The 26145-nt window shown below is 56.9% G+C and carries 18 protein-coding genes, 1 tRNA gene, 3 rRNA genes and 1 pseudogene; 7 read left to right on the plus strand and 16 right to left on the minus strand.

All coding sequences use genetic code 11. The annotated features are described in order from the left end of the window. Window positions 1-33: 33 nt before the first annotated feature. Complete coding sequence (locus LPQ25_RS22525) at window positions 34-198, minus strand: DUF1127 domain-containing protein (protein WP_002887388.1); 165 nt, start codon at window positions 196-198, stop codon at window positions 34-36. Between the two features lie 177 nt (window positions 199-375). Between LPQ25_RS22525 and LPQ25_RS22530 the strand changes: the two genes are divergently transcribed. Next, window positions 376-1788: an aminotransferase-like domain-containing protein gene (locus tag LPQ25_RS22530; RefSeq protein WP_002887384.1), complete on the plus strand. Its 1413-nt coding sequence runs from the start codon at window positions 376-378 to the stop codon at window positions 1786-1788. 71 nt (window positions 1789-1859) lie between these two features. On the opposite strand, the gene fosA is transcribed toward LPQ25_RS22530, so the two are convergent. After that, window positions 1860-2279: a FosA5 family fosfomycin resistance glutathione transferase gene (fosA, locus tag LPQ25_RS22535; protein WP_004146118.1), complete on the minus strand. Its 420-nt coding sequence runs from the start codon at window positions 2277-2279 to the stop codon at window positions 1860-1862. After that, on the minus strand, window positions 2273-3181 hold the full coding sequence (locus LPQ25_RS22540; protein ID WP_012737343.1) for a LysR family transcriptional regulator: 909 nt from the start codon (window positions 3179-3181) through the stop codon (window positions 2273-2275). Before LPQ25_RS22540 ends, fosA begins: the two co-directional genes overlap by 7 nt. An 86-nt stretch (window positions 3182-3267) precedes the next feature. Between LPQ25_RS22540 and LPQ25_RS22545 the strand changes: the two genes are divergently transcribed. Further along, window positions 3268-4050: an NAD(P)H-dependent oxidoreductase gene (locus LPQ25_RS22545; protein WP_004177550.1), complete on the plus strand. Its 783-nt coding sequence runs from the start codon at window positions 3268-3270 to the stop codon at window positions 4048-4050. A gap of 36 nt (window positions 4051-4086) precedes the next feature. Here LPQ25_RS22545 and LPQ25_RS22550 read toward each other — a convergent pair whose 3' ends face one another. Genes LPQ25_RS22550 through LPQ25_RS22565 form a run of 4 tightly spaced genes read right to left on the minus strand, consistent with a single transcriptional unit; the run spans window position 4087 to window position 8522 of the window. Continuing rightward, entirely contained in the window at window positions 4087-5043 is a 957-nt protein-coding gene (locus LPQ25_RS22550) for an ABC transporter permease (RefSeq protein WP_002887352.1), read from the minus strand. After that, window positions 5040-6011, minus strand: coding sequence for an ABC transporter permease (locus LPQ25_RS22555; RefSeq protein ID WP_004177551.1), 972 nt, complete (start codon window positions 6009-6011; stop codon window positions 5040-5042). The genes LPQ25_RS22550 and LPQ25_RS22555 overlap by 4 nt, the downstream gene beginning before the upstream one ends. After that, window positions 6004-7488, minus strand: a complete 1485-nt coding sequence (locus tag LPQ25_RS22560; protein ID WP_012737342.1) for a sugar ABC transporter ATP-binding protein — start codon at window positions 7486-7488, stop codon at window positions 6004-6006. The genes LPQ25_RS22555 and LPQ25_RS22560 overlap by 8 nt, the downstream gene beginning before the upstream one ends. 50 nt (window positions 7489-7538) lie before the next feature. After that, the gene (locus LPQ25_RS22565) at window positions 7539-8522 is read right to left on the minus strand and encodes an autoinducer 2 ABC transporter substrate-binding protein (protein ID WP_014908038.1); all 984 of its coding nucleotides are present in this window, start codon (window positions 8520-8522) and stop codon (window positions 7539-7541) included. 504 nt (window positions 8523-9026) lie between these two features. Between LPQ25_RS22565 and trpS the strand changes: the two genes are divergently transcribed. The 4 genes from trpS (at window position 9027) to LPQ25_RS22585 (ending at window position 15273) form a co-directional block, all read left to right on the plus strand. Next, entirely contained in the window at window positions 9027-10034 is a 1008-nt protein-coding gene (gene trpS / locus LPQ25_RS22570) for a tryptophan--tRNA ligase (protein WP_012737340.1), read from the plus strand. Window positions 10035-10340: 306 nt separating this feature from the next. Then, window positions 10341-11408, plus strand: a complete 1068-nt coding sequence (locus LPQ25_RS22575; protein WP_004152412.1) for an HlyD family secretion protein — start codon at window positions 10341-10343, stop codon at window positions 11406-11408. Continuing rightward, window positions 11405-14149: a ribosome-associated ATPase/putative transporter RbbA gene (gene rbbA, locus LPQ25_RS22580; RefSeq protein WP_012737339.1), complete on the plus strand. Its 2745-nt coding sequence runs from the start codon at window positions 11405-11407 to the stop codon at window positions 14147-14149. Before LPQ25_RS22575 ends, rbbA begins: the two co-directional genes overlap by 4 nt. Beyond that, window positions 14149-15273: an ABC transporter permease gene (locus tag LPQ25_RS22585; protein WP_004178466.1), complete on the plus strand. Its 1125-nt coding sequence runs from the start codon at window positions 14149-14151 to the stop codon at window positions 15271-15273. Before rbbA ends, LPQ25_RS22585 begins: the two co-directional genes overlap by 1 nt. 40 nt (window positions 15274-15313) lie before the next feature. Here LPQ25_RS22585 and LPQ25_RS22590 read toward each other — a convergent pair whose 3' ends face one another. The 5 genes from LPQ25_RS22590 to LPQ25_RS22610 all read right to left on the minus strand — a co-directional run bounded on the left by LPQ25_RS22590 (window position 15314) and on the right by LPQ25_RS22610 (window position 21227). Beyond that, complete coding sequence (locus tag LPQ25_RS22590) at window positions 15314-15631, minus strand: hypothetical protein (protein ID WP_002887322.1); 318 nt, start codon at window positions 15629-15631, stop codon at window positions 15314-15316. Window positions 15632-16235: 604 nt separating this feature from the next. Further along, window positions 16236-16351: ribosomal RNA gene (rrf, locus tag LPQ25_RS22595) — 5S ribosomal RNA — on the minus strand. Window positions 16352-16451: 100 nt separating this feature from the next. Beyond that, window positions 16452-19347: ribosomal RNA gene (locus LPQ25_RS22600) — 23S ribosomal RNA — on the minus strand. A gap of 182 nt (window positions 19348-19529) precedes the next feature. Further along, window positions 19530-19604, minus strand: a tRNA-Glu gene (locus tag LPQ25_RS22605). An 85-nt stretch (window positions 19605-19689) separates the two neighbouring features. Further along, window positions 19690-21227: ribosomal RNA gene (locus tag LPQ25_RS22610) — 16S ribosomal RNA — on the minus strand. The 16S, 23S and 5S rRNA genes sit together here with 1 tRNA gene alongside, the layout of an rRNA operon. A gap of 591 nt (window positions 21228-21818) precedes the next feature. Between LPQ25_RS22610 and LPQ25_RS22615 the strand changes: the two genes are divergently transcribed. After that, window positions 21819-22940, plus strand: coding sequence for a ribosomal protein uL16 3-hydroxylase (locus LPQ25_RS22615; RefSeq protein ID WP_012737335.1), 1122 nt, complete (start codon window positions 21819-21821; stop codon window positions 22938-22940). A 47-nt stretch (window positions 22941-22987) separates the two neighbouring features. On the opposite strand, the pseudogene kacT reads toward LPQ25_RS22615, so the two are convergent. The 4 genes and pseudogenes from kacT to cusR form a co-directional block, all read right to left on the minus strand. Continuing rightward, window positions 22988-23517, minus strand: a pseudogene (gene kacT, locus LPQ25_RS22620) (type II toxin-antitoxin system toxin KacT). Between the two features lie 10 nt (window positions 23518-23527). Beyond that, window positions 23528-23794 (minus strand): type II toxin-antitoxin system antitoxin KacA, encoded by a 267-nt coding sequence (kacA, locus tag LPQ25_RS22625; protein ID WP_002887278.1) that lies wholly within the window; start codon window positions 23792-23794, stop codon window positions 23528-23530. A 102-nt stretch (window positions 23795-23896) separates the two neighbouring features. Next, window positions 23897-25330, minus strand: coding sequence for a Cu(+)/Ag(+) sensor histidine kinase (locus LPQ25_RS22630; RefSeq protein WP_014908043.1), 1434 nt, complete (start codon window positions 25328-25330; stop codon window positions 23897-23899). After that, the gene (gene cusR, locus LPQ25_RS22635; protein WP_002887273.1) at window positions 25320-26003 is read right to left on the minus strand and encodes a copper response regulator transcription factor CusR; all 684 of its coding nucleotides are present in this window, start codon (window positions 26001-26003) and stop codon (window positions 25320-25322) included. Before cusR ends, LPQ25_RS22630 begins: the two co-directional genes overlap by 11 nt. Window positions 26004-26145: the final 142 nt, after the last annotated feature.

A 26145-nucleotide genomic window follows, 5' to 3' on the forward strand; every position in this document is an offset into this window, starting at 1 on the left:
TGAAGAAGGTTTGCCTGTAAAAAACTGCACGTTTTAATTGATCTGGTCCCGACGCAGGCCGATATCTTTCAGCTGTTCGTCGCTCATTTGCTGCAAAACTCTGCGCGTTTGCTCCTGAAGCCACCATTTTTTGATAAACCGCACCAGCAGTACGAAACCGATAAATGGCTGTCTTGCCCTGTTCTCGTGAAATTCCATCCTCTACCTCCTCACCTTGCCAGAGGCTTTATCTTCACGGATTTGGGGGTAAGGAATACAGATTCACAAAACGCTTTTCTTTAACATACAGATTAGCTAAAACGTACACCAGAGCCCAATTTTTACGCCAATCTGTACTGGTTATTCCATCTGTATGGCGGCAATTAAGGATACAGTATGACCCGCTACCAACATCTCGCTACGCTGCTGGCCGAACGCATCGAACAGGGCCTGTATCGCCATGGCGAAAAGCTGCCGTCGGTGCGCAGCCTGAGCCAGGAGCACGGCGTCAGCATCAGCACTGTCCAGCAGGCCTATCAGCTGCTTGAGCAGCAGCAGATGATTGTGCCGCAGCCGCGATCGGGCTATTTCGTCGCCCCGCGCAAAGCCCAGCCGCCGGTGCCGCCGATGTCGCGTCCGGTCCAGCGCCCGGTGGAGATCACCCAGTGGGATCAGGTGCTGACCATGCTTGACGCCCGCTACGATAAATCGATCATCCCCTTCGGCGGTGGCTCGCCGGACGTGACGCAGCCAAGCCTGAAGCCCATCTGGCGTGAACTGAGCCGGGCTATCCAGCACAACCTCACTGAGGTGTTGAACTATGACGAGCTGGCCGGGCGTCGCGAGCTACGGGAGCAGATCGCCCGCCTGATGCTCGACGGCGGATCGGTGGTAACTGCCGACGATCTGGTGCTCACCAGCGGCTGCCACAGCGCGCTGTCGCTGGCCCTGCTGTCGGTGTGTCAGCCAGGGGACATCATCGCCGTTGAATCCCCCTGCTACTACGGCACCATGCAGATGCTGCGCGGGCTGGGATTAAAGACCATTGAGATCCCCACCGATCCGGAAACCGGGATCAGCATCGAGGCCCTGGAGCTGGCGCTGGATCAGTGGCCGATCAAAGGGGTGATCCTCGTGCCAAACTGCAATAACCCGCTGGGCTTTATCATGCCGGACGCCCGCAAGCGCGCGGTGCTGAACCTTGCCCAACGCTACGATATCGTTATTTTCGAGGATGATATTTACGGCGAGCTGGCCACCGAATACCCGCGCCCGCGCACGATCCACTCCTGGGATATCGACGGCCGGGTGATGCTCTGCAGCTCCTTTACCAAAACCATCGCCCCCGGGCTGCGTATCGGCTGGATCGCCCCCGGGCGCTACTACGACAAGCTGCTACAGATGAAGTACGCCGCCAGCGGGACCAACGTCCCTTCCACTCAGCTGGCGGCCTGTAATTTTATTCGCGAAGGCCACTACCACCGCCACGTGCGGCGGATGCGGCAGATCTATCAGCGCAATATCGAGATCTACACCTGCTGGCTGCGGGAATTTTTCCCCTGCGGGATCTGCGTCACCCGGCCGAAGGGCGGTTTTATGCTGTGGGTTGAGCTCCCGGAGCAGGTAGATATGGTCTGCGTCGCCAAGCAGCTGTGCCGGCTGAAGATCCAGGTTGCGCCGGGCTCGCTGTTTTCGGCAGCGGGCAAGTATCGCAACTGCGTCAGGATCAACTGCGCCCTGCCGCCGACCGAGAAACATAAAGCGGTGATGGTGAAGCTGGGAGAAGCGGTGAAGGTGGCGATGGAGTGAATTTAACCTGTTCTCCCCGGTGGCGCTGCGCTTACCGGGGCTACGGGTGATCTAACGTCTGCGAAGCAGCTTCACTGATCAAAAAACACCATCCCCTTATACGGCTGTTCGCGGCAGGCGGCCAGACGCTGGGCGAGACTGCCGACGTGCAGCTCCAGCTTGTGGCCATCGGGGTCGAGGAAATAGTGCGAAGCGCCTTCGCTACGGTTCAGCTTCCAGATCGCCACGCCGGCAGCCTCAAGGCGGGCGGCGAAGCTAGCAAAATCGGCTTCGCTAATGCTAAACGCATAATGGGTGTAGTCGCTCTCCTCCGGCGGAGTAACGCGCCGCTGCGGATCCAGCGACAGGCACAGCCACAAATCGCCGCAGGAGAGATAAGCCCCGCTGTCCCAGCGGGCATGCAGCGTCATGCCCAGCAGCTGCTGATAAAACGCCACGCTCGGCGCCAGCTGGCTGACTGCCAGGGTCAGGTGATTCAGTCCACTCAGCATGTCTGTTCCTCCAGTGAATTCACAATGAACTGACGCAGCCATTGATGCGCCGGGTCGCGGTGCCAGCGCTCGTGCCACAGCATCAGCATCTCAAAGCCGGCGACCGCCAGCGGCGGCTCGACGACCACCAGCCCGCTCTGCCCGCGCACCAGCCGCTCCGGCAGGACCGCCACCAGATCGCTATTGCGCAGGGTCTCCAGCATAAACAGGAAATATGGCACGGAAAGGACAACCCGCCGCGTCAGTCCGAGGTTCGCCAGCGCGATATCGGTCGCCGCGCTGAAGCCGCCCCCGTCCGGGGAGACGATCACGTGCTCCAGCTGACAGAACGTTTCCAGGCTAAGCCCAGGCCGCAGCGCTGGATGTTCCGCCCGTCCAGCCAGCACGTAGCGTTCGCGAAACAGCAGGCGCTGATGCAGCCCCGGCGGCGCGCCCTCGCGGGTATGAAAGAAGAGATCTACTGTATCGCTGGCCGCCTGCTGCTCCAGCCGCGCCGGCTGTAATTCGAATACCGCCAGCCGACTGCCGGGAGAGGCCTGGCGTAACCCAGCCAGCATCGGCAGGAGGATCGCCGAGGCCATATAGTCCGTCGCCGCCACCCGCCAGGTCTCCGCCGCCGTGGCCGGATCAAAAGGGCTGACCGGCGCCACCGCCTGCTCCAGCGCGGCTAATGCGGCGCGCAGCGGCTGGCGAAGCTCATCGGCGCGGGCGGTGGGCTGCATGCCGCGCGGGCCCGGCATCAGCAGCGGATCGGCGAAAATCTCCCGCAGCCTGGCGAGCTGAATACTCACCGAGGGCTGCGACAGATTCAGCCGCTGCGCCGCCCGGGTAACGTTGTTTTCGCTAAGCAGCACATCCAGGGTGCGCAACAGATTGAGATCCAGACGCTGTAAATTAATCACGACTATACCGGTAATTTAAGTAATTAATTTCTACTATAGCGTCAGCTTTCCTACTCTGCAGCTCTCCATACGCCAGAGGTGATATTATGAAAGTACTGCTGATTTACGCCCATCCGGAACCGCGCTCGCTCAATGGCGCGCTGAAAAATTTCGCCATCCGCCATCTGCAGCAGGCCGGGCATGAAGTGCAGGTTTCCGATCTCTACGCTATGCGCTGGAAGGCCGGGTATGACGCCGACGATAGCGGCGCCCCGCCGGTCGGCGAGTTCTGGCGGCCGACCCTCGATTCCAAACAGGCCTTTGCCCAGGGCACCCAAAGTGCGGATATCGTAGCCGAGCAGGAAAAGCTGCTGTGGGCCGATACGGTGATTTTCCAGTTCCCGCTATGGTGGTTCTCGATGCCCGCCATCATGAAGGGCTGGATCGACAGGGTGTACGCCTGGGGCTTTGCCTATGGCGTCGGCGAGCACAGCGACCGCCACTGGGGCGATCGCTACGGGGAAGGCACTTTCGTCGGCAAGCGGGCGATGCTGATCGTCACCGCCGGCGGCTGGGCGGAACACTATTCACCACGCGGGATCAATGGCCCCATCGACGACATCCTGTTCCCCATTCAGCACGGTATGCTGTTCTACCCCGGCTTTGAGGTGCTTCCGCCGCTGGTGTTCTACCGCACGGATAAAACCGATGCCGGGCAGTTCGCCGATCAGTGCGCCGCCCTGGCCGAGCGGCTGGACACGCTGTGGCAAACCGAGCCCATTCCATTCCGCCGCCAGAATCATGGCGATTATCTGATCCCGTCGCTGACGCTGCGCCCGGAGCTGGCGCCAGGGCAAAGCGGCCTGGCGGTGCATTTGCGTAGCGAATAACTGGCTATCCCGTCTTCGCCCCCGAGGACGGGTCATTTACCCGGCTCTCTCCAGTCCCAGCATGCCTCGCGCCTGGATAAAGCACAGCAGCAATACGCCCCACAGCGCCATCGTCAGATAGGGGCTGATACCGAGGATATTGAACCCACTCTCAATAATCTGCAGCAGGAACAGCGCGAGCACCATCCCAACGATGCGCCCGCTACCGCCATCCGGATTCACGCCGCCAAGCACCGCCGCGAGGATCGACACCAGCAAATACGATTCCCCATAAGATGCTTTGGCTGAGTTCAGCTTCGACATCATCAGAAACGCAGCCACCGCGCAGAGCAGGGCCGAGATGACATATACCCACATCAACACCCGCCGGGTATTGATCCCGGAATAATGGGTCGCCCGTTCGTTGGATCCGATCAACATGATCGCCCGACCCAGCGGGCTTTTCTCCAGCAGCACCCACAGCCCGGCCGCCACCACCGCAAAAAGCCACATTGGCAGCGGAATACCGAACCACTGGGCGTGATTCAGCCACAGCACCCACTGCGGATAGTTAGCGATGGCGCTGCCGCCGGTGATCAGAATATTTATCCCTTTGAGCAGGGTCATCATGCCAAGGGTAGCCAGGATCGGCGAAACGCGGATCCCGGCGATCAATATCCCGTTGCACAGGCCAATGATCATCGCCGCCCCTCCGCCGGCCAGCAGCGTCGCCAGCGCGGTAGCGCCCCCAGGCGGATAGCTCGTCGCCACCCAGGCCATCACCAGCGAGCAGGCGTTAGCCGTCGCGATAATTGACAAATTAATGCCGCCGCAAAGCATAGTCATGGCCATCGCCAGCGCCAGGATCCCCAGCACCGGCATTTGCGAGGCAATCGACTGGAAATTGCTGACAGACCAGAAGATGTTTGGCATGGCGATGCTAAAGGCGATAACCATCAGCAGCAGCAGGCCGATCAGGTAAAACTCAACGTTGTTGCGCCACGATTTTTTCATAACAAGCTCCGGTTCTGATGCTGGCTCCATGCCGTTACGCTGATGCTGACGACGATGATCGCCCCAGTGATCAGGGTCTGCCAGTAGGAGGAGACCCCTAGCAGGTTCAGGCCGTTCTGCATCACCGCCAGTAAAATCACCCCCAGCAGCGTACCGGTGAGAGTTCCGCGCCCGCCAATCAGGCTGGTGCCGCCCAGCACCACCGCCGCCAGCACCGTCAGCTCATAGCCCAGCAGTGAATCCGGCGCAACGGTCATCACTGTCCACGCCTGCACGACACCTGCGGCCCCCGACATTAGCCCCATATAGCCATAAACGAACAACTGCAGGCGGAGCACGCTGAAGCCGACGCGGCTGGCGGATTCCCGGTTGCCGCCCATGGCATAGATCTTGCGGCCAACGGTGGTGAAATTCATGATAAACGCGGTCAACAGCACCACGGCGATCATCGTCAGCAGCGGCAGCCCCAGGCCGTAATCGTAACCATCGGCATCGGTATATTTGAACAGCATAACCCCCTTTTCAAACCACGGAGGGAAGTCGTAGAGCCAGACACCTTTGCTTAACCACAGCAGCAAACCGTAGAAAATGTTGAGCGTAGAAATGGTGATAATGATCGAGGGGACCCGCAGACGATTAACCAACAGCGCGTTCACCAGCCCCAGCAGCACGCCGATGCCGCCGGCAAGCACAAAAGCCACCGCGAAGTTGCCGCCTACTTTTTGCAGCATCACCACCATGCCGTACTGGGCGATAATGGTCATAGCCGGGAAGGAGATATCAATCCCGCCGGCGATCAGCACCACGAACAGACCACAGGCGAGAATGGTCAGCATCGCATAGTTATTAGCGAGGTCGTAAAGATTGCCGAAAGTGAAAAATTCCTCACTGCGCCAGCCCAGCAGCAGGCACAGCGCAATAATGAACATGCCTAACCAGAATTCATGTCGTTTCAACAGATTAGCCATTGACCACCTCCGCTATCTGCTGCTGGGTACTGCTGTCCGGCAGGAAGCTATGGGTCAACTCGCCCTGCTTCATCACCAGGATGCGATGACTCTGGTACCACGCCTCTTCAATCTCGTCGCAAATCATCAGCACGGCGATACCATGGGCAGCCAAATCGCTGATGATATGATAGATCCCGGCTTTGTTTGCGATATCCACCCCCACGGTTGGGCTATCGAGGATCAGCAGCTTAGGAGAGATCGCCAGCCATTTGGCGATAGAAACGCGCTGGGCATTACCACCGGAGAGGGTATTCACCGGCAGATGCGTATCCGGCGCCTTAATGGTCAACGCGTTGACCATTCTTGCGACCAGCTGCTGAGCTTTACTATCACTCAATAGTCCGCAAGCGCCTTTCACTTTATGAAACACGGTGCTGATAATGTTGTTTTCAATCGACTGACTCATCACCAGGCCGCGCGACATACGGTCCTCGGAGACATAGCCGATACCGTGGCGGATAGCGTCCTGATTGCTACGCAACCGCACCGGCTGGCCATTTATCAGGATCTCGCCGCTGTCAGGGCGGGTCATGCCGAAAAGGCTCAGGCACAGCTCTGTTCGCCCGGCGCCCAACAGGCCGACTATCGACACCACTTCTCCGGCTTCGACCTTCAGGGAGACGTTATGATATTCCCCTTTGCGGCTGAGATTGCGCACCTCCAGCACCGGCGTACTGCCCTGCCCCTGCCACAGATCGCGCACCTGAAAGTCAAACTCCTGGCCCGTCATCAGAAAACCGAGCCGGCGGGTGGTTACCTCTGCCGCCGGCATGGTGCCGACCAGATTGCCATCCTTCAGCACGCTGATGCGGTCCGATACGGCCATGACCTCTTCCAGACGGTGGCTTACGAAGACGATGCAGATCCCACTCTCACGCAGCTGGCGCACCACATGCAATAGTCCCTCCACTTCCTGATGGGTCAATGAGGCCGTGGGTTCATCCATAATGATAAGCCGGGCATCCTGCGCCAGCGCGCGGCAGATAGCCACCAGCTGACAGCGAGCGATGGAGAGCGATTCCACGGCGGCATCCAGCGGCAGCGAGACGTTAATACTGCGCATCGCCTGCTCCGCACTGCGTCGCAGTTCGCTGCGCCTCACCAGCACGCCGCGATGATAGTGGTTTATAGCAATGTTCTCCCACACGCTGAGATTGGGAAACAGCGACAGATCCTGATAAATCACCTGGATCCCATGGGCGACAGAGGCCGCTGGCGTCAGTTTGGGCCACGTCTTGCCGCCCAGCGTCATCGCTGCGCCCTCATCCGGGCGATAGACGCCAGAGATAATTTTGATCAACGTCGACTTCCCGCAACCGTTCTGCCCGGCCAGGCAGTGCACTTCTCCGGGCATAAAGTCGATGCTGATATCATTGAGCGCGCGGTTGGCGTGGAAGGTTTTGCTGACGTGTCGAAGGGAAAGGAAAGGTTCCATAGCATCCCCTGGCTGGTTAAGCCGGGGCGGCTGGCGCCCCGGAAGGTGGATTAGTAGAGCGAATCAATATTGTCTTTATTTACCAGCAGCACTTTATGGAAGCGGATAATATGCTTGTCGCTATCGACCTCCGCTTTACCGAGCTCTTTCAGTTCAAATCCCGGCTCAATGGTTTTGCCGTTCAGCAGGGTGCTGGCGACGGCCGCGAGGGCATAGCCGGCTGTCGCCGGATCGTAGGTGATCCCTTCGGTAATATCGCCGCTCTTAATAAGAGAAGCCGCCTGCGAGGGGATCATCATCCCGTAGACCGCGACTTTATTTTTCGCACGCTTCTCTTTCACCGCGCGCCCCGCGCCAATCGGGCCATTCGAACCAAAAGAGACCACCGCTTTCAGATCCGGGTAAGTTTTCATCAGATCGAGCGTGGTACGGCGGGAATCATCAACACTTTCCGCCACCGGCATTCGGCGGGTGACTTCATGCATGTCCGGGTAATGTTCTTTTTGGTATTTCACCAGCAGATCGGCCCACAGGTTGTGCTGCGGTACCGTAAGGCTACCGACATAGATAACGTAGCCGCCTTTGCCACCCATCCGCTTGGCCATATGCTCCACGTATTCAGCAGCGAACTTCTCGTTATCGATGATCTCCACATCCCAGTTGGCGCTCGGCTGCCCGGGCGATTCGTTGGTCAGCACCACGATGCCGGCGTCACGGGCTTTTTTGAATACCGGCTCCAGCACGTTGGCATCGTTAGGCACGATAGTGATGGCATCCACTTTACGTGCAATCAGGTCCTCAATAATTTTCACCTGCTGCGGCGCATCGGTGCTGGACGGCCCTACCTGGGAGGCGTTGAGGTTAAACTCTTTCCCGGCCTGGACTACCCCTTCACCCATCCGGTTAAACCATGGCATGCCGTCCACTTTTGAAATATTGACTACGGTTTTTTCTGCCGCATATACCGGCGTGGAAATAAGCGCAGCCCCCAACAGCAATGATGAAAAAATATTAACGACCAGACGTTTATGCATAATAATTAGCCTCAATACGTTGTAGTCAGACAGGGGTATGACGCAAAGCGGAAAAATAGATAGAAATTGTAATAATGTTAATAATTTAGAAGAGAATAAACACAAGCTGTAACAGCAGACAGGTAATATTCAGCTATAAATATGGATAATAATACTATAATCCTGTGGCGTGAGCTTTTTCACAAAAAAAATGCAACATAGTTTGTTGTTCCAGAATAATGATCGGGTCGCAGAGAAAATATATTTTTCCCGCTTCGTTATTTACCGAAAAACAATCACATAAATAACATCAGGAAAAGTATGTGATTTTTGATTGCGCCTCCAGCCCCTTCCGTGGCAGGATACTCCCTATGAACAGAAACGTTATCGTTACCTACCCCCGCCGTTGGTGGCTGCCTGCATAACAGGCGGCACGATACACGTTTCCATTTTCAAAGCCGCCGGAAGGCGGCTTTGGTGTTTTCAGGACGTCTTTCGGCTGAACAGTCTGATAAGGAGTCCCTGATGAACCATCCACAAACCATCCTCACCGGCGACCGCCCGACCGGCCAACTTCATCTTGGCCACTACGTCGGCTCGCTGCGCCAGCGCGTCGCGCTGCAGCATAACCACCAGCAATTTATCCTGATCGCCGACCTGCAAGGGCTCACGGACAACGGCAGCAATCCGCAAAAAATCAGCCACCATATCCTCGAAGTCATGGCCGATTATCTGGCCGTCGGCATCGACCCCAGGCTCACCACTATTTGCCTGCAGTCCGCCCTGCCGGCGCTGGCGGAGCTCAGCGCGTTGTATATGAATATCGTCACCGTCGCCCGCGTAGAACGTAATCCGACGGTCAAAAATGAGATTGCCCAGAAGGGATTCGCCCGCTCGCTGCCGGTGGGTTTTCTCGCCTATCCGATTAGCCAGGCGGCCGATATCACCGCGTTCAAGGCCGAACTGGTGCCGGTGGGCGACGATCAGCTACCGATGATTGAGCAGACCAACGAGATCGTCCACAAGATGAATAGCCTCACCGGCGAGCCGGTGCTGCGCCACTGCAAGGCGCTACTCAGCGAAGTGAGTCGCCTGCCGGGCGTCGACGGTAATGCCAAAATGTCGAAATCGCTGGGCAATACGCTGACGTTATCGGCCAGTGAAGAGGAGATCCACCGCGCGGTCAGCGCGATGTATACCGACCCGACGCACCTGAGAGTCAGCGATCCGGGGCATGTCGAGGGCAACGTGGTGTTTACCTATCTCGATGCATTCCACAGCGATAAGGCGCGGGTGGCAGAGATGAAAGCCCACTATCAGCGCGGCGGGCTGGGCGATCGCCAGTGTAAGAATGAGCTGGAGACCTGCTTGCAGACGCTACTGGCGCCGATCCGCGAACGCAGGGCCACTTTTATTCAGGATAAAGGGATGCTGCTGGAGCTGCTGCGCCAGGGCAGCGAACGCGCCCACCACCTCACACAGCAGACGCTGCATGAGGTGAAGCGTGGGCTGGGTCTGCCGGTGCTGTTCTGAGATGGTGAAATACTCCCTGTGCGGATAATTTTGTTAACACGCCGACAAGACCCTGTCTTTCGTATGGACAATATCGCCCCGGCTGTTACTATCGCGTTAACGGTAGCTCTCACTATGCGTGTTTCATTAAGGCCAGGATCGCTGATGATGACCACATAAGTAGCCCAGCGAGCGGCTGCGCATCGGCGCGGCAGAGCGCGGCGTCAGCGGCCCTCCCTCCACTTTTTCGTCCTTCGCAAGAAGGACGCTCCGCCCGCCGGAGGAAACACGCGCACCACTCAGCACAGGGAATCAAGCGAGTCGCGTATGGACAAAATAAAGAAACGTTGGGCAGGGTATTTTGTCGGCTTACTGGTGGTGCTCGCCGCCGCCGCATGGTGGCTGCTGCGCCCGCCGGGACTCCCGGCGGGGTTTGCCAGCAGCAACGGCCGAATCGAAGCCACCGAAGTTGATATTGCCAGTAAAATCGCCGGGCGTATCGACACCATTCTGGTCAAAGAGGGTCAGTTCGTGCACCAGGGAGAGGTGCTGGCGAGAATGGATACCCGGGTACTGAACGAGCAGCGTCTTGAAGCCGCCGCGCAAATCAAGGAAGCGGAAAGCGCGGTCCTGGCCGCCAGAGCCTTGCTCGATCAGCGACAAAGTGAAATGCGCGCCAGCGAAGCGGTAGTGAAGCAGCGCCAGGCGGAGCTGGATTCCACGGCGAAACGCCATGTTCGCTCCAACACCCTCTCCCAGCGTGGCGCCGTCTCTGCCCAGCAGCTGGATGACGATCGCGCGGCCGCAGAGAGCGCCCGCGCGGCGCTGGAATCGGCGAAAGCCCAGGTCTCCGCCGCCCGCGCCGCCATCGAAGCTGCCCGCACCAGCATTATTCAGGCGCAAACCCGCGTCGAAGCCGCCCAGGCGACCGAGCGGCGGATCCTCGCCGATATTGACGATAGCGAGCTGAAAGCCCCCCGCGACGGCCGCATTCAGTATCGCGTCGCTGAGCCAGGCGAAGTCCTGGCCGCCGGTGGCCGGGTACTGAACATGGTCGATCTCGCCGATGTCTATATGACCTTCTTTCTGCCCACCGAACAGGCAGGTCTGCTGGCGCTCGGCAGCGAAGCGCGCTTGGTCCTTGATGCCGCGCCGGATCTGGTGATCCCGGCCAATATCAGCTTTGTCGCCAGCGTCGCCCAGTTCACGCCGAAAACGGTCGAGACCAGCGACGAGCGCCTGAAGCTAATGTTCCGCGTCAAAGCGCGTATCCCGCCGGAGCTGCTGGCGCAGCACCTGGAGTATGTCAAAACTGGCCTGCCCGGTATGGCTTACGTACGACTGGATAAACAACAACCCTGGCCTGAAGCCCTGGCGGTGAGGTTGCCGCAATGAAACTAACGCCGCAGGATACCTCGCCCCCCGTCGCCCTGCTGGAACACGTTGGTCAGCAGTTTGGCGCCACCATCGCGCTGCGCGATATCAGTCTGGCGATCCCGGCACGGCGTATGGTTGGCCTGATTGGCCCGGACGGCGTCGGCAAATCGAGCCTGCTTTCGCTGATCGCCGGGGCGCGGACCATCGAGCAGGGGAACGTGATGGTGCTTGGCGGCGATATGCGCGATGTGCATCACCGCCGCGAGGTGTGCCCGAAAATCGCGTGGATGCCGCAGGGGCTGGGGAAAAACCTCTATCACACTCTCTCGGTGTATGAAAACGTCGACTTCTTCGCCCGCCTGTTCGGCCACGATAAAGCCGAGCGCGAACTGCGCATCAACGAGCTGCTGCAGAGTACCGGGCTGGCGCCGTTTCGCGATCGCCCCGCCGGTAAACTCTCCGGTGGGATGAAGCAAAAGCTCGGCCTGTGCTGCGCGCTGATCCACGATCCGCAGTTGCTGATCCTTGATGAACCGACCACCGGCGTCGATCCCCTCTCCCGGGCGCAGTTCTGGGAGCTTATCGACAGTATTCGCCAGCGCCAGCCGGCGATGAGCGTGCTGGTGGCCACCGCCTACATGGAAGAGGCCGAGCGCTTTGACTGGCTGGTGGCGATGAACGCCGGCGAGGTGCTGGCGACCGGCAGCGCCGCAGAGCTCAAAGCCCAGACCGGCAGCCAGACCCTGGAGCAGGCGTTTATCGCCCTGCTGCCAGAAGCACAGCGTCAGGCGCATAGGGCGGTAGTTATCCCACCGCGCGACAGCCGTGAGGAAGAGATCGCCATCGAAGCGCGCGGCCTGACCATGCGCTTCGGCAACTTTGTTGCCGTCGACCACGTTAATTTCCGCATCGCCCGCGGTGAAATCTTCGGCTTCCTCGGCTCCAACGGCTGCGGCAAATCCACCACCATGAAGATGCTCACCGGCCTGCTGCCCGCCAGCGAAGGTGAAGCCTGGCTGTTCGGCCAGCCGGTCGACCCGAAGGATATCGCCACCCGCCAGCGGGTGGGCTATATGTCGCAGGCCTTCTCGCTCTATAGCGAGCTGACCGTCCGGCAAAACCTCGAGCTGCACGCCCGCCTGTTCCATATTCCGGACGGCGAAATCCCCGGCCGGGTGGCGGAAATGTGCGAGCGCTTTATGCTGACCGAGGTTGAAGACGCGCTTCCCGTCGATCTGCCGCTGGGGATCCGTCAGCGCCTGTCGTTAGCGGTGGCGGTCATCCATCGCCCGGAGATGCTGATCCTCGACGAGCCGACCTCCGGCGTCGACCCGGTGGCGCGGGATATGTTCTGGCAGCTGATGGTAGACCTCGCGCGGCAGGATCAGGTGACCATTTTTATCTCCACCCACTTTATGAATGAGGCGGAACGCTGCGATCGTATCTCCCTGATGCACGCCGGCAAAGTGCTGGCCAGCGATACGCCGCAGGCGCTGGTCGAGCAGCGCGGTTCAAACAGCCTGGAAGAGGCGTTTATCGCCTGGCTTAAAGAGGCCCAGCCGTCCTCTCCAGTACCAGAAGAACCCACGTCTGCTGTGGCATCGTATTCCGGACACACGGCTCCACGGCAGGCCTTCAGTCTTCGCCGGCTGTTTAGCTATAGCCGCCGCGAGGCGCTGGAGCTGCGCCGCGATCCGGTACGATCGACGCTGGCGCTGCTGGGGACGGTGATCCTGATGTTTATCATGGGGTATGGGATCAGCATGGACGTTGAGGATCTGCGCTTTGCCGTCCTCGACCGCGATCAAACCCTCAGCAGCCAGGGCTGGTCGCAGAATCTCGCTGGCTCACGCTACTTTATCGAACAGGCGCCGCTGCACAGCTATGACGAACTGGACCGCCGGATGCGCGACGGCGAGCTGGCGGTGGCGATAGAGATCCCGCCGAACTTTGGTCGCGATATCGCCCGCGGCACGCCGGTGCAAATCGGCGTGTGGGTGGACGGCGCGATGCCCAACCGCGCGGAAACCGTGCGCGGCTACGTACAGGCGATGCATCTGGCCTGGCTGCAGGAGATGGCCGGCCGGCAGAGCAGCCCGCAGCGCGATACCTCGCTCATCTCCATCGAGACCCGCTATCGCTACAATCCAGACGTGAAGAGCCTGCCGGCCATCGTCCCGGCGGTGATCCCGCTGCTGCTGATGATGATCCCGGCGATGCTCAGCGCCCTGAGCGTAGTGCGTGAAAAAGAGCTCGGGTCGATTATCAACTTGTACGTGACGCCGACCACCCGTAGCGAGTTCCTGCTCGGCAAACAGCTGCCTTATATCGTACTGGGGATGTTTAACTTCTTCCTGCTGTGCGCATTGTCGGTTTTTGTCTTTGGCGTCGCGCATAAGGGGAGTTTCCTGACGCTGACCCTGGCGGCGCTGCTGTATGTCACCATCGCCACTGGTCTGGGGCTGCTGATCTCAACCTTTATGAAGAGCCAAATCGCCGCTATTTTCGGTACCGCGATTATTACGCTGATCCCGGCAACCCAGTTTTCCGGAATGATCGATCCGGTGGCCTCGCTGGAAGGTCCCGGGCGCTGGATTGGGCAAATCTACCCGACCAGCCACTTCCTGACTATCGCCCGCGGGACCTTTTCGAAAGCGCTGAATATTAGCGATTTGTGGGGCTCATTCATTCCGCTACTGATTGCGGTGCCGCTGGTGCTCGGGTTGAGCGTGCTGCTGCTGAAGAAACAGGAGGGATGATGCGCGGATTACGCAATATTTATAATCTTGGCGTCAAAGAGCTGCGCAGCCTGCTCGGTGATAAAGCGATGCTGGCGCTGATCGTGTTTGCGTTTACCGTGTCGGTGTACTCCTCGGCCACGGTGATGCCCGGTTCGCTGCACCTGGCGCCGATCGCGGTTGCTGATATGGATAAATCACAGCTCTCCTCACGCATTATTAACGCTTTTTACCGTCCCTGGTTTCTTGAGCCGGAGCTGATCACCGCTGATGAGATGGACGCCGGGCTGGATGCCGGGCGCTACACGTTCGCCATCAACATCCCGCCTAACTTCCAGCGCGATGTACTGGCCGGTCGGCAGCCGGAAATCCAGGTCAACGTCGACGCCACACGCATGAGCCAGGCCTTTACCGGCAACGGTTACATCCAGAATATTATCACCGGCGAAGTAAACAGTTTTATCGCCCGCTATCGGGATAACAGCGTGCTGCCGGTAGAGCTGGCGGTAAGGATGCGTTTTAATCCTAACCTTGAGCAGGAGCGCTTTGGCGCGGTGATGGCGATCATCAACAATATCACCATGCTGGCCATTGTCCTCACCGGTTCGGCGCTGATCCGCGAGCGGGAACATGGCACCATTGAGCATCTGCTGGTGATGCCGGTCACGCCGTTTGAAATTATGCTGGCCAAGATCTGGTCGATGGGTCTGGTGGTGCTGGTGGTCTCCGGGCTGTCGCTGGTGCTGATGGTGCAGGGGATTTTGCAGGTACCCATTGAGGGATCGGTTCCACTGTTTATGCTGGGGGTGGCGCTCAGCCTGTTCGCCACGACCTCGATCGGCATTTTTATGGGCACCCTCGCCCGCTCGATGCCGCAGCTGGGGCTGCTGATGATCCTGGTCTTACTTCCGCTGCAGATGCTCTCCGGCGGATCCACGCCGCGAGAAAGTATGCCGCAGCTGGTACAGGATATTATGTTGACCATGCCGACCACCCACTTCGTCAGCCTGGCGCAGGCGATATTGTATCGAGGCGCCAGCTTCGCCATCGTCTGGCCGCAGTTCTTAACCTTGCTGGCTATCGGCGGAGTGTTCTTTACTATCGCGTTGCTGCGTTTTCGTAAGACTATCGGTGAGATGGCATAAAGGCTTAAGAAGGGCCGTCGACTTACGGCGGCCGAATGGTTTATTTATGGCGATTCATAAAGCGACGTAAACCCCAGGTGAAGGCCATCGCCATACTGAAGAGAATGAACAGCAACACCACCCAGCTGATGGAGATGCGCAGCAGCGTGCCGGGGGTCATAAACGGCTGCAGGTAGACGGTGAACGACTGGGCGGGTGATTTTCCCAGCAGTTCATAAACGTTATCGGTGAGCCACACGCCGACCCGACAGAACAACCAGATAATCGCTGGCCAGCAGAGCAGCACCAGAAAGGTAAAGCGCTCCTGAATGTAAGTGAAGAGCTGGCGCAATGGCGACCAGTTAAGCAGGATTTTCATTTCTATTCTCATTTGCCAGCCGAGAACCTGCATATGTCTCGCAAGGTATTTCGGGCAGCATCCATACAGGCAATCATCCCTCTTTGTATATCAAATTTGCTGCCATATAAACCAGATCAAGTTAACAAAGTGTTAATGATAAAGCTCATTTAGACAAAAACAGGGAAGAAGCATACCGTTCGCCACAATACATCCGGAAGCGAAGTATCCAGTCACGGAAATATTTTTTCTGAAGCGTAAACGCGTTATTTTGTGGGAGGAAGAGGCCGCATCATTATTTTACCGGGGCACAATATAATGGCGCTGAAATAAAGAGATAATATTAATCGTAGCTGCTGATAATTATTTTCCGACTTGTATCATCCGGTAAATTCACTATCCGGTTGACCATGCCACAAGCATTCGTCACGCTATTTTGCGAAGCAATAAAGGCGGTGCTGCGCACTTTGTCCGGGGTACGGTTTTGTAGCCCCGGTAAGCGCAGCGCCACCGGGGGAGATATACCCCACACAGCAAAAAACCCCGCACCTTTCGGGACGGGGTTCTTTTTAAACACAAAAACAAAAAGCCCGGTCTTTCGACCGGGCTTTCTGCTTTATTTGATGCCTGGCAGTTCCCTACTCTCACATGGGGAGACCCCACACTACCATCGGCGCTACGGCGTTTCACTTCTGAGTTCGGCATGGGGTCAGGTGGGACCACCGCGCTAGTGCCGCCAGGCAAATTCTTTGTGCTCAGTACGCAATTCTTTATATTGCGTACTCAACTCTGAATCTAAGCTGAAAATTCTCTCAATCCGCCAAAACATCTTCGGCGTTGTAAGGTTAAGCCTCACGGTTCATTAGTACCGGTTAGCTCAACGCATCGCTGCGCTTACACACCCGGCCTATCAACGTCATCGTCTTTAACGTTCCTTCAGGAGACTTAAAGTCTCAGGGAGAACTCATCTCGGGGCAAGTTTCGTGCTTAGATGCTTTCAGCACTTATCTCTTCCGCATTTAGCTACCGGGCAGTGCCATTGGCATGACAACCCGAACACCAGTGATGCGTCCACTCCGGTCCTCTCGTACTAGGAGCAGCCCCCCTCAATTCTCCAGCGCCCACGGCAGATAGGGACCGAACTGTCTCACGACGTTCTAAACCCAGCTCGCGTACCACTTTAAATGGCGAACAGCCATACCCTTGGGACCTACTTCAGCCCCAGGATGTGATGAGCCGACATCGAGGTGCCAAACACCGCCGTCGATATGAACTCTTGGGCGGTATCAGCCTGTTATCCCCGGAGTACCTTTTATCCGTTGAGCGATGGCCCTTCCATTCAGAACCACCGGATCACTATGACCTGCTTTCGCACCTGCTCGCGCCGTCACGCTCGCAGTCAAGCTAGCTTATGCCATTGCACTAACCTCCTGATGTCCGACCAAGATTAGCTAACCTTCGTGCTCCTCCGTTACGCTTTGGGAGGAGACCGCCCCAGTCAAACTACCCACCAGACACTGTCCGCAACCCCGGTAAGGGCCAACGTTAGAACATCAAACATTAAAGGGTGGTATTTCAAGGTTGGCTCCACGCAGACTGGCGTCCACGCTTCAAAGCCTCCCACCTATCCTACACATCAAGGCTCAATGTTCAGTGTCAAGCTATAGTAAAGGTTCACGGGGTCTTTCCGTCTTGCCGCGGGTACACTGCATCTTCACAGCGAGTTCAATTTCACTGAGTCTCGGGTGGAGACAGCCTGGCCATCATTACGCCATTCGTGCAGGTCGGAACTTACCCGACAAGGAATTTCGCTACCTTAGGACCGTTATAGTTACGGCCGCCGTTTACCGGGGCTTCGATCAAGAGCTTCTCCTTACGGATAACCCCATCAATTAACCTTCCGGCACCGGGCAGGCGTCACACCGTATACGTCCACTTTCGTGTTTGCACAGTGCTGTGTTTTTAATAAACAGTTGCAGCCAGCTGGTATCTTCGACTGGTCTCAGCTCCATCCGCAGGGACTTCACCTACACACCAGCGTGCCTTCTCCCGAAGTTACGGCACCATTTTGCCTAGTTCCTTCACCCGAGTTCTCTCAAGCGCCTTGGTATTCTCTACCTGACCACCTGTGTCGGTTTGGGGTACGATTTGATGTTACCTGATGCTTAGAGGCTTTTCCTGGAAGCAGGGCATTTGTTACTTCAGCACCGTAGTGCCTCGTCATCACACCTCAGCCTTGATTATCCGGATTTGCCTGGATAACCAGCCTACATGCTTAAACCGGGACAACCGTCGCCCGGCTAACATAGCCTTCTCCGTCCCCCTTCGCAGTAACACCAAGTACAGGAATATTAACCTGTTTCCCATCGACTACGCCTTTCGGCCTCGCCTTAGGGGTCGACTCACCCTGCCCCGATTAACGTTGGACAGGAACCCTTGGTCTTCCGGCGAGCGGGCTTTTCACCCGCTTTATCGTTACTTATGTCAGCATTCGCACTTCTGATACCTCCAGCAACCCTCACAGGTCACCTTCGCAGGCTTACAGAACGCTCCCCTACCCAACAACACATAGTGTCGCTGCCGCAGCTTCGGTGCATGGTTTAGCCCCGTTACATCTTCCGCGCAGGCCGACTCGACCAGTGAGCTATTACGCTTTCTTTAAATGATGGCTGCTTCTAAGCCAACATCCTGGCTGTCTGTGCCTTCCCACATCGTTTCCCACTTAACCATGACTTTGGGACCTTAGCTGGCGGTCTGGGTTGTTTCCCTCTTCACGACGGACGTTAGCACCCGCCGTGTGTCTCCCGTGATAACATTCTTCGGTATTCGTAGTTTGCATCGGGTTGGTAAGTCGGGATGACCCCCTAGCCGAAACAGTGCTCTACCCCGAAGATGAGTTCACGAGGCGCTACCTAAATAGCTTTCGGGGAGAACCAGCTATCTCCCGGTTTGATTGGCCTTTCACCCCAGCCACAAGTCATCCGCTAATTTTTCAACATTAGTCGGTTCGGTCCTCCAGTTAGTGTTACCCAACCTTCAACCTGCCCATGGCTAGATCACCGGGTTTCGGGTCTATACCCTGCAACTTAACGCCCAGTTAAGACTCGGTTTCCCTGCGGCTCCCCTATACGGTTAACCTTGCTACAGAATATAAGTCGCTGACCCATTATACAAAAGGTACGCAGTCACACCCGAAGGTGCTCCCACTGCTTGTACGTACACGGTTTCAGGTTCTTTTTCACTCCCCTCGCCGGGGTTCTTTTCGCCTTTCCCTCACGGTACTGGTTCACTATCGGTCAGTCAGGAGTATTTAGCCTTGGAGGATGGTCCCCCCATATTCAGACAGGATACCACGTGTCCCGCCCTACTCTTCGAGTTCACAACCTGTGCATTTTGGTGTACGGGACTATCACCCTGTACCGTCGGACTTTCCAGACCGTTCCACTAACACACAAGCTGATTCAGACTCTGGGCTGCTCCCCGTTCGCTCGCCGCTACTGGGGAATCTCGGTTGATTTCTTTTCCTCGGGGTACTTAGATGTTTCAGTTCCCCGGTTCGCCTCGTTAACCTATGTATTCAGTTAACGATAGTGCAACGAATTGCACTGGGTTTCCCCATTCGGACATCGCCGGCTGTAACGGTTCATATCACCTTACCGACGCTTTTCGCAGATTAGCACGTCCTTCATCGCCTCTGACTGCCAGGGCATCCACCGTGTACGCTTAGTCGCTTAACCTCACAACCCGAAGATGTTTCACTTCTGATTGCGAAAATTTGAGAGACTCGAACACACATTAACTGTGTGTCGTTTCAATTTTCAGCTTGATCCAGATTTTTAAAGAGCAAATATCTCAAACGTCACCCGAAGATGAGTTTTGAGATATATCGGCACGCGTCTTTCACTCACGAACCAGCAAGTGGCGTCCCCTAGGGGATTCGAACCCTGTTACCGCCGTGAAAGGGCGGTGTCCTGGGCCTCTAGACGAAGGGGACACTGAAGTCTCAATCGCAAGACGCCTTGCTTCTTTACGTTCATCAGACAATCTGTGTGAGCACTACAAAGGCAGGTTCTTTAAGGTAAGGAGGTGATCCAACCGCAGGTTCCCCTACGGTTACCTTGTTACGACTTCACCCCAGTCATGAATCACAAAGTGGTAAGCGCCCTCCCGAAGGTTAAGCTACCTACTTCTTTTGCAACCCACTCCCATGGTGTGACGGGCGGTGTGTACAAGGCCCGGGAACGTATTCACCGTAGCATTCTGATCTACGATTACTAGCGATTCCGACTTCATGGAGTCGAGTTGCAGACTCCAATCCGGACTACGACATACTTTATGAGGTCCGCTTGCTCTCGCGAGGTCGCTTCTCTTTGTATATGCCATTGTAGCACGTGTGTAGCCCTGGTCGTAAGGGCCATGATGACTTGACGTCATCCCCACCTTCCTCCAGTTTATCACTGGCAGTCTCCTTTGAGTTCCCGGCCGAACCGCTGGCAACAAAGGATAAGGGTTGCGCTCGTTGCGGGACTTAACCCAACATTTCACAACACGAGCTGACGACAGCCATGCAGCACCTGTCTCACAGTTCCCGAAGGCACCAATCCATCTCTGGAAAGTTCTGTGGATGTCAAGACCAGGTAAGGTTCTTCGCGTTGCATCGAATTAAACCACATGCTCCACCGCTTGTGCGGGCCCCGTCAATTCATTTGAGTTTTAACCTTGCGGCCGTACTCCCCAGGCGGTCGATTTAACGCGTTAGCTCCGGAAGCCACGCCTCAAGGGCACAACCTCCAAATCGACATCGTTTACGGCGTGGACTACCAGGGTATCTAATCCTGTTTGCTCCCCACGCTTTCGCACCTGAGCGTCAGTCTTTGTCCAGGGGGCCGCCTTCGCCACCGGTATTCCTCCAGATCTCTACGCATTTCACCGCTACACCTGGAATTCTACCCCCTCTACAAGACTCTAGCCTGCCAGTTTCGAATGCAGTTCCCAGGTTGAGCCCGGGGATTTCACATCCGACTTGACAGACCGCCTGCGTGCGCTTTACGCCCAGTAATTCCGATTAACGCTTGCACCCTCCGTATTACCGCGGCTGCTGGCACGGAGTTAGCCGGTGCTTCTTCTGCGGGTAACGTCAATCGGTGAGGTTATTAACCTCACCGCCTTCCTCCCCGCTGAAAGTGCTTTACAACCCGAAGGCCTTCTTCACACACGCGGCATGGCTGCATCAGGCTTGCGCCCATTGTGCAATATTCCCCACTGCTGCCTCCCGTAGGAGTCTGGACCGTGTCTCAGTTCCAGTGTGGCTGGTCATCCTCTCAGACCAGCTAGGGATCGTCGCCTAGGTGAGCCGTTACCCCACCTACTAGCTAATCCCATCTGGGCACATCTGATGGCATGAGGCCCGAAGGTCCCCCACTTTGGTCTTGCGACGTTATGCGGTATTAGCTACCGTTTCCAGTAGTTATCCCCCTCCATCAGGCAGTTTCCCAGACATTACTCACCCGTCCGCCGCTCGTCACCCGAGAGCAAGCTCTCTGTGCTACCGCTCGACTTGCATGTGTTAGGCCTGCCGCCAGCGTTCAATCTGAGCCATGATCAAACTCTTCAATTTAAGTTTGATGCTCAAAGAATTAAACTTCGTAATGAATTACGTGTTCACTCTTGAGACTTGGTATTCATTTTTCGTCCGAGGACGTTAAGAATCCATGTCACTTTGAGTGCCCACACAGATTGTCTGATAAATTGTTAAAGAGCAGTTGCGACGCGCTTTAGCGCTCTGTCGCGAGGTGGCGTATATTACGCTTTCCTCTTTCAGAGTCAACCCGTTTTTCAGGATTTTTCTCTGCAACCGAACCGGCTGTTTGTGTGAAGTGATTCACATCTGCCGTGTCAGTGGGAGCGCATTATAGGGAGTTCGCCGGAAGTAGCAAGCGTTAAAATAGAAAAATCTTATCGACCGCTCATTATTTGAACTTTTCGCTAATTCATCTTCTTACCATTAAAGGCGCAATCCCAGTGTTCATGCGGCCTGCAGCGCAATTTACGCTAAGTTCGGTTTTTGGCGAAAATGTGATTTTTCTCTCTTACCCAACGCCATTATCGCGCCGATGGTGAATTAAGCACCACTCTTGACCCACGACAATGCGCCCGCCCGGCCCTCATTTCTATAATCAGGCCCGTTTCTTCTTACTGGTAATAATCGATGGCTTATCAACTCAACATTAACTGGCCCGAGTTTTTAGAAAAATACTGGCAGAAACAGCCGGTGGTATTAAAAAACGCGTTTCCGGACTTCGTCGACCCGATTACTCCGGACGAGCTGGCCGGATTAGCCATGGAGCCGGAAGTCGACAGCCGGCTGGTCAGCCTGAAAAACGGCAAATGGCAGGCCAGCAATGGTCCTTTTGAACATTTCGACGGGCTGGGCGAAACCGGTTGGTCCCTGCTGGCCCAGGCGGTAAACCACTGGCATATGCCGGCCGCCGAGCTGGTGCGTCCGTTCCGCGTACTGCCGGACTGGCGCCTGGACGACCTGATGATCTCCTTCTCCGTCCCCGGCGGCGGTGTCGGTCCGCATATCGATCAGTATGACGTCTTTATTATTCAGGGCATGGGCAGCCGCCGCTGGCGCGTGGGTGACAAGCTGCCGATGCGTCAGTTCTGTCCGCATCCGGCACTGCTGCACGTCGATCCGTTCCCACCGATCATTGATGAAGATCTGCAGCCGGGCGACATCCTCTACATTCCACCGGGATTCCCGCACGACGGCATAACCCACGAAACCGCCCTGAACTACTCCGTCGGCTTCCGCGGGCCAAACGGCCGCGACCTGATCAGCAGCTTCGCCGACTATGTGCTGGAGAACGATCTCGGCGGCGAGCACTACAGCGATCCGGACCTCACCTGCCGCGAGCATCCGGGCCGGGTTGAAGAGTATGAACTCGAACGTCTGCGCACCATGATGATCGATATGATTCGCCAGCCGGAAGACTTCAAGCAGTGGTTCGGCAGTTTCGTCACCACCCCGCGTCACGAGCTGGATATTGCGCCGGCGGAACCACCGTATGAAGAAGAGGAAGTGGTCGATGCGCTGCTGGGTGGTGAAAAGCTTTCCCGCCTGAGCGGCCTGCGCGTTCTGCATATCGGCGACAGCTTCTTCGTGCATAGCGAACAACTCGACACCACCGATGCCGAAGCGCTGGATGCGCTGTGTCGCTATACCTCATTAGGCCAGGAAGAGCTCGGCAGCGGCCTGCAGAATCAGGCGTTCGTGAGCGAACTGACGCGGCTGATTAATCAGGGCTACTGGTACTTCGAAGAGTAAGAGAGTCGCGATACTGCGGGCAGCCGCCTGGCGCTGCCCGGTTTCTTTTATGACTCATCGTCAGTAAAGAGCTGTTCAATCGATTTGGTCGGATAAAACAGTAAGTTACTATTTTCATCCACGAGCTGTATAAACCCCAGACGAAGATAGAATGCTTTAGCCTTCTCATTAAGGGCTTCAACAAACAATCCGTAGATGCCAACGGCTTTAGACGCTCCCCACACCACTCGCATCGCATGGGCAACCAACATCTCTCCCCAGCCCAGCCCTGAACAGATTTATCAATGGCCAGCCGCCGAGGGTTACGCTTGGCGCATTTTGATACGGGATTTTCTTTTGCTGAGTTTTAGACGGCAACATGCCTCGCTCGAAACAACTCCCGATAAGGTGTAATAACCCAGCAACCTGGGAACGGTATCCCCGGAGACCAGCGCATAACCCTTAAGATTTGTCCATCGTGCTGCCGCTTGAGGTGCTCTTTTAAAAACGTATTCAGCGCTTCCTCGCCGCAATCAAATCCAGTGATATCGTAGCTGAACGCATCGGCAATCATCTCAATCGTCAGTTGCTGCTCCATTAGCTCTACCTTACCTGGTTTGTAGACGCTTCGCTGCACGTTTCAGTCGATCATTCGGGGCTGGCGGTTGGGTAATCGCCTCCATCACCAGGCTCCATGATTGCTCATTGAGGACCATTCTGCGGTGCTGCTCAATCACTTCCGCAGCACGTTCTGAGGCACTGGCAACCACAAACTGGGTAATCGTCTGATTCGAAATTGCCGCAGCTTCCTCGATGATGCTCTTATCATCATCGGTTAATCTCAAATCTATACGCTGCTTTTTAAGTGCGGGCATACGTTATCTCCGGCCTGTTGCAAACTTCATGTACGGTTATTTTCCGTACATTTAATATAGCGACAGAAAGCCACATACTCAACTATCACTCGCGGATTGCGCCTATTTCGGCAACACCACAATAAACCGCGTCGAGCGCAGATCGGACTGTGCCGCCACGCTGCCGTGGTGGGCTCCGACAATCGATTTCACAATCGCCAGGCCGATGCCGCTGCCCTCCCCTTTGCGCTGGCGCGAGGGGTCGACGCGATAGAATCGGTCAAACAGGCGCGGCAGATGCTCGGCGGCAATCGGCGTACCGGGGTTCTCCACCACCAGGCGTACCGTCTCCGCGCTTTCGCTCAACTGGATGGTCACCGCCTGCCCGGCCGGCGTATAGCGAATCGCGTTCGACAGCAGGTTGCTGATTGCCCGCCGCAGCATCAGCGGATCGCCCGTCACCCGGCAGGGGCTACCGACAAAACGCAGCGCCACCGCCTTCTCTTCCGCCCACGCCTCGAAAAACTCAAACACTTTATGCACTTCCTCGGCCAGATCCAGCGCCTGTTGCTCAGGGATCAGCTGGTTATTATCCGCCTGGGCGAGGAACAACATATCACTGACCATCCGCGACATCCGCGAGAACTCTTCGAGATTGGAATACAACACCTCTTCCAGCTCCTGCTGGCTGCGGCTCTGGCTTAAGGCGATTTCGGTTTGCGTCACCAGGTTGGTAATCGGCGTGCGGATTTCATGGGCGATATCGGCGGAGAAGTTGGACTGGCGGGTAAAGACATCCTCTATGCGCTCCAGCATATGGTTAAACGACAGCGCCAGCCGCTCCAGCTCGACAGGCACCGCCTGCGGGTCAAGGCGCACATCGAGATCCCGCGAGGTAATATTCTGGATCTGGCGACTGATCTGGCGGATCGGCTTATGCCCCTGGTAGACCACAAACAGCACGATGGCGATGATCAGCAGGCTGATTATCGACGCCGCGGAGATCAGCTTCGCTTTCAGCTCATTAATATAGTGCAGGTGAAAATCGATGGATAAGGCCATCAGCAGATGGTACGCCGGTTTACCGTCCGCCTGCTTGCCCAGCGGCAGCATGATCAACCGCCAGGCGCGGGTCTCCAGTGGATGATTATCGTGCGCCATTGCCCGCGGCTGCGGGTCGGTCCATGAAATCACATTCCCGTCACGGAGCTGCATCGCCAGCCCCGGCGTACTCAGCATATGGCTGAGATCCGGCCCGTTGGGCGACTGGAAGAGAATATTGCCCTGGCCATCGTCCAGGCAGATGAAGACGTTGGCGTAGCCCGCAATGATATTCTTCACGATCTCCAGCCGTCGCGCTGGCGGGTAGTCAGCGTGGTCGAGGACCGTCTCCAGGGTGGTGCTGAGCTGTCTGAGATCGTGAACGTCGCGCTCTTCAAAGTGGGCCTTCACCGAATGGATCATGATCCAGGTGAAGGCAAAGAAAGCAATGATGGTGGCGAGGCTAATAAAGAAGGTCAGCCGGGTGGCCAGGGAAAAGGGGCGCTTAGCGGCCATCCGGCACCTCAAGCATGTAGCCGACGCCGCGCACGGTCTGGATGAGCTTCGGCTCGAAGTCGTTATCAATTTTGGCGCGCAGCCGCTTCACCGCCACGTCGATGGCGTTAGTGTCGCTGTCGAAGTTCATATCCCACACCTGCGAGGCAATTAACGAACGCGGCAGCACCTCGCCCTGATGACGCAGGAAGAACTCCAGCAGCGTGAATTCCTTACTGGTCAGGGTGATGCGGGTGGCGCCGCGCGTCACCTTGCGGCTGACCAAATCGACGCTGAGATCGGCCGCCTGAAACTGGCTTTCGACGATGACCGCCGCCCCGCGGCGCAGCAGAGTACGCACCCGCGCCAGCAGCTCCGCAAAGGCGAACGGTTTTACCAGATAGTCGTCAGCGCCCAGCTCCAGCCCCTTCACCCGATGCTCAATGGTGCCCAACGCGGTAAGCAGCAGGATCGGCATGCCTTTCCCGGCGGCGCGCAGCATGCGCACGATATCCCAACCGTTCACATCCGGCAGCATGATGTCGAGGATCAGCAGATCGTAATCGCTGGTCATCGCCAGGTGATAGCCGTTGAGGCCGTTATCGGCCAGGTCGACGACGAAGCCGGCCTCGGTGAGCCCTTTGGTCAGGTACTCTCCGGTTTTCTTCTCATCTTCGACAATCAAAATCTTCACGGCAGGCTCCTTCACGCGCGCTTTGTGCGGGTATTCAATTTTAGAGGAGCGCCTCCGGATAGCAATGAAATATCAGGAAAATGACAGCTTTGTCATTTTCCCGTCACGCCCTGAACAGAGCCCGCTACGTAAAGTAGCCGCC

It is taken from the genome of Klebsiella sp. KPN54798, assembly GCF_021184225.1.
In the GTDB taxonomy this organism is placed as follows: domain Bacteria; phylum Pseudomonadota; class Gammaproteobacteria; order Enterobacterales; family Enterobacteriaceae; genus Klebsiella; species Klebsiella pneumoniae.

Coding starts and splice junctions, on each gene's coding strand:
- LPQ25_RS22525 (WP_002887388.1), bottom strand. CDS start 198: ATGGAATTTCACGAGAACAGGGCAAGACAGCCATTTATCGGTTTCGTA.
- LPQ25_RS22530 (WP_002887384.1), top strand. CDS start 376: ATGACCCGCTACCAACATCTCGCTACGCTGCTGGCCGAACGCATCGAA.
- fosA (WP_004146118.1), bottom strand. CDS start 2,279: ATGCTGAGTGGACTGAATCACCTGACCCTGGCAGTCAGCCAGCTGGCG.
- LPQ25_RS22545 (WP_004177550.1), top strand. CDS start 3,268: ATGAAAGTACTGCTGATTTACGCCCATCCGGAACCGCGCTCGCTCAAT.
- LPQ25_RS22550 (WP_002887352.1), bottom strand. CDS start 5,043: ATGAAAAAATCGTGGCGCAACAACGTTGAGTTTTACCTGATCGGCCTG.
- LPQ25_RS22555 (WP_004177551.1), bottom strand. CDS start 6,011: ATGGCTAATCTGTTGAAACGACATGAATTCTGGTTAGGCATGTTCATT.
- LPQ25_RS22560 (WP_012737342.1), bottom strand. CDS start 7,488: ATGGAACCTTTCCTTTCCCTTCGACACGTCAGCAAAACCTTCCACGCC.
- LPQ25_RS22565 (WP_014908038.1), bottom strand. CDS start 8,522: ATGCATAAACGTCTGGTCGTTAATATTTTTTCATCATTGCTGTTGGGG.
- trpS (WP_012737340.1), top strand. CDS start 9,027: ATGAACCATCCACAAACCATCCTCACCGGCGACCGCCCGACCGGCCAA.
- LPQ25_RS22575 (WP_004152412.1), top strand. CDS start 10,341: ATGGACAAAATAAAGAAACGTTGGGCAGGGTATTTTGTCGGCTTACTG.
- rbbA (WP_012737339.1), top strand. CDS start 11,405: ATGAAACTAACGCCGCAGGATACCTCGCCCCCCGTCGCCCTGCTGGAA.
- LPQ25_RS22585 (WP_004178466.1), top strand. CDS start 14,149: ATGCGCGGATTACGCAATATTTATAATCTTGGCGTCAAAGAGCTGCGC.
- LPQ25_RS22590 (WP_002887322.1), bottom strand. CDS start 15,631: ATGAAAATCCTGCTTAACTGGTCGCCATTGCGCCAGCTCTTCACTTAC.
- LPQ25_RS22615 (WP_012737335.1), top strand. CDS start 21,819: ATGGCTTATCAACTCAACATTAACTGGCCCGAGTTTTTAGAAAAATAC.
- kacA (WP_002887278.1), bottom strand. CDS start 23,794: ATGCCCGCACTTAAAAAGCAGCGTATAGATTTGAGATTAACCGATGAT.
- LPQ25_RS22630 (WP_014908043.1), bottom strand. CDS start 25,330: ATGGCCGCTAAGCGCCCCTTTTCCCTGGCCACCCGGCTGACCTTCTTT.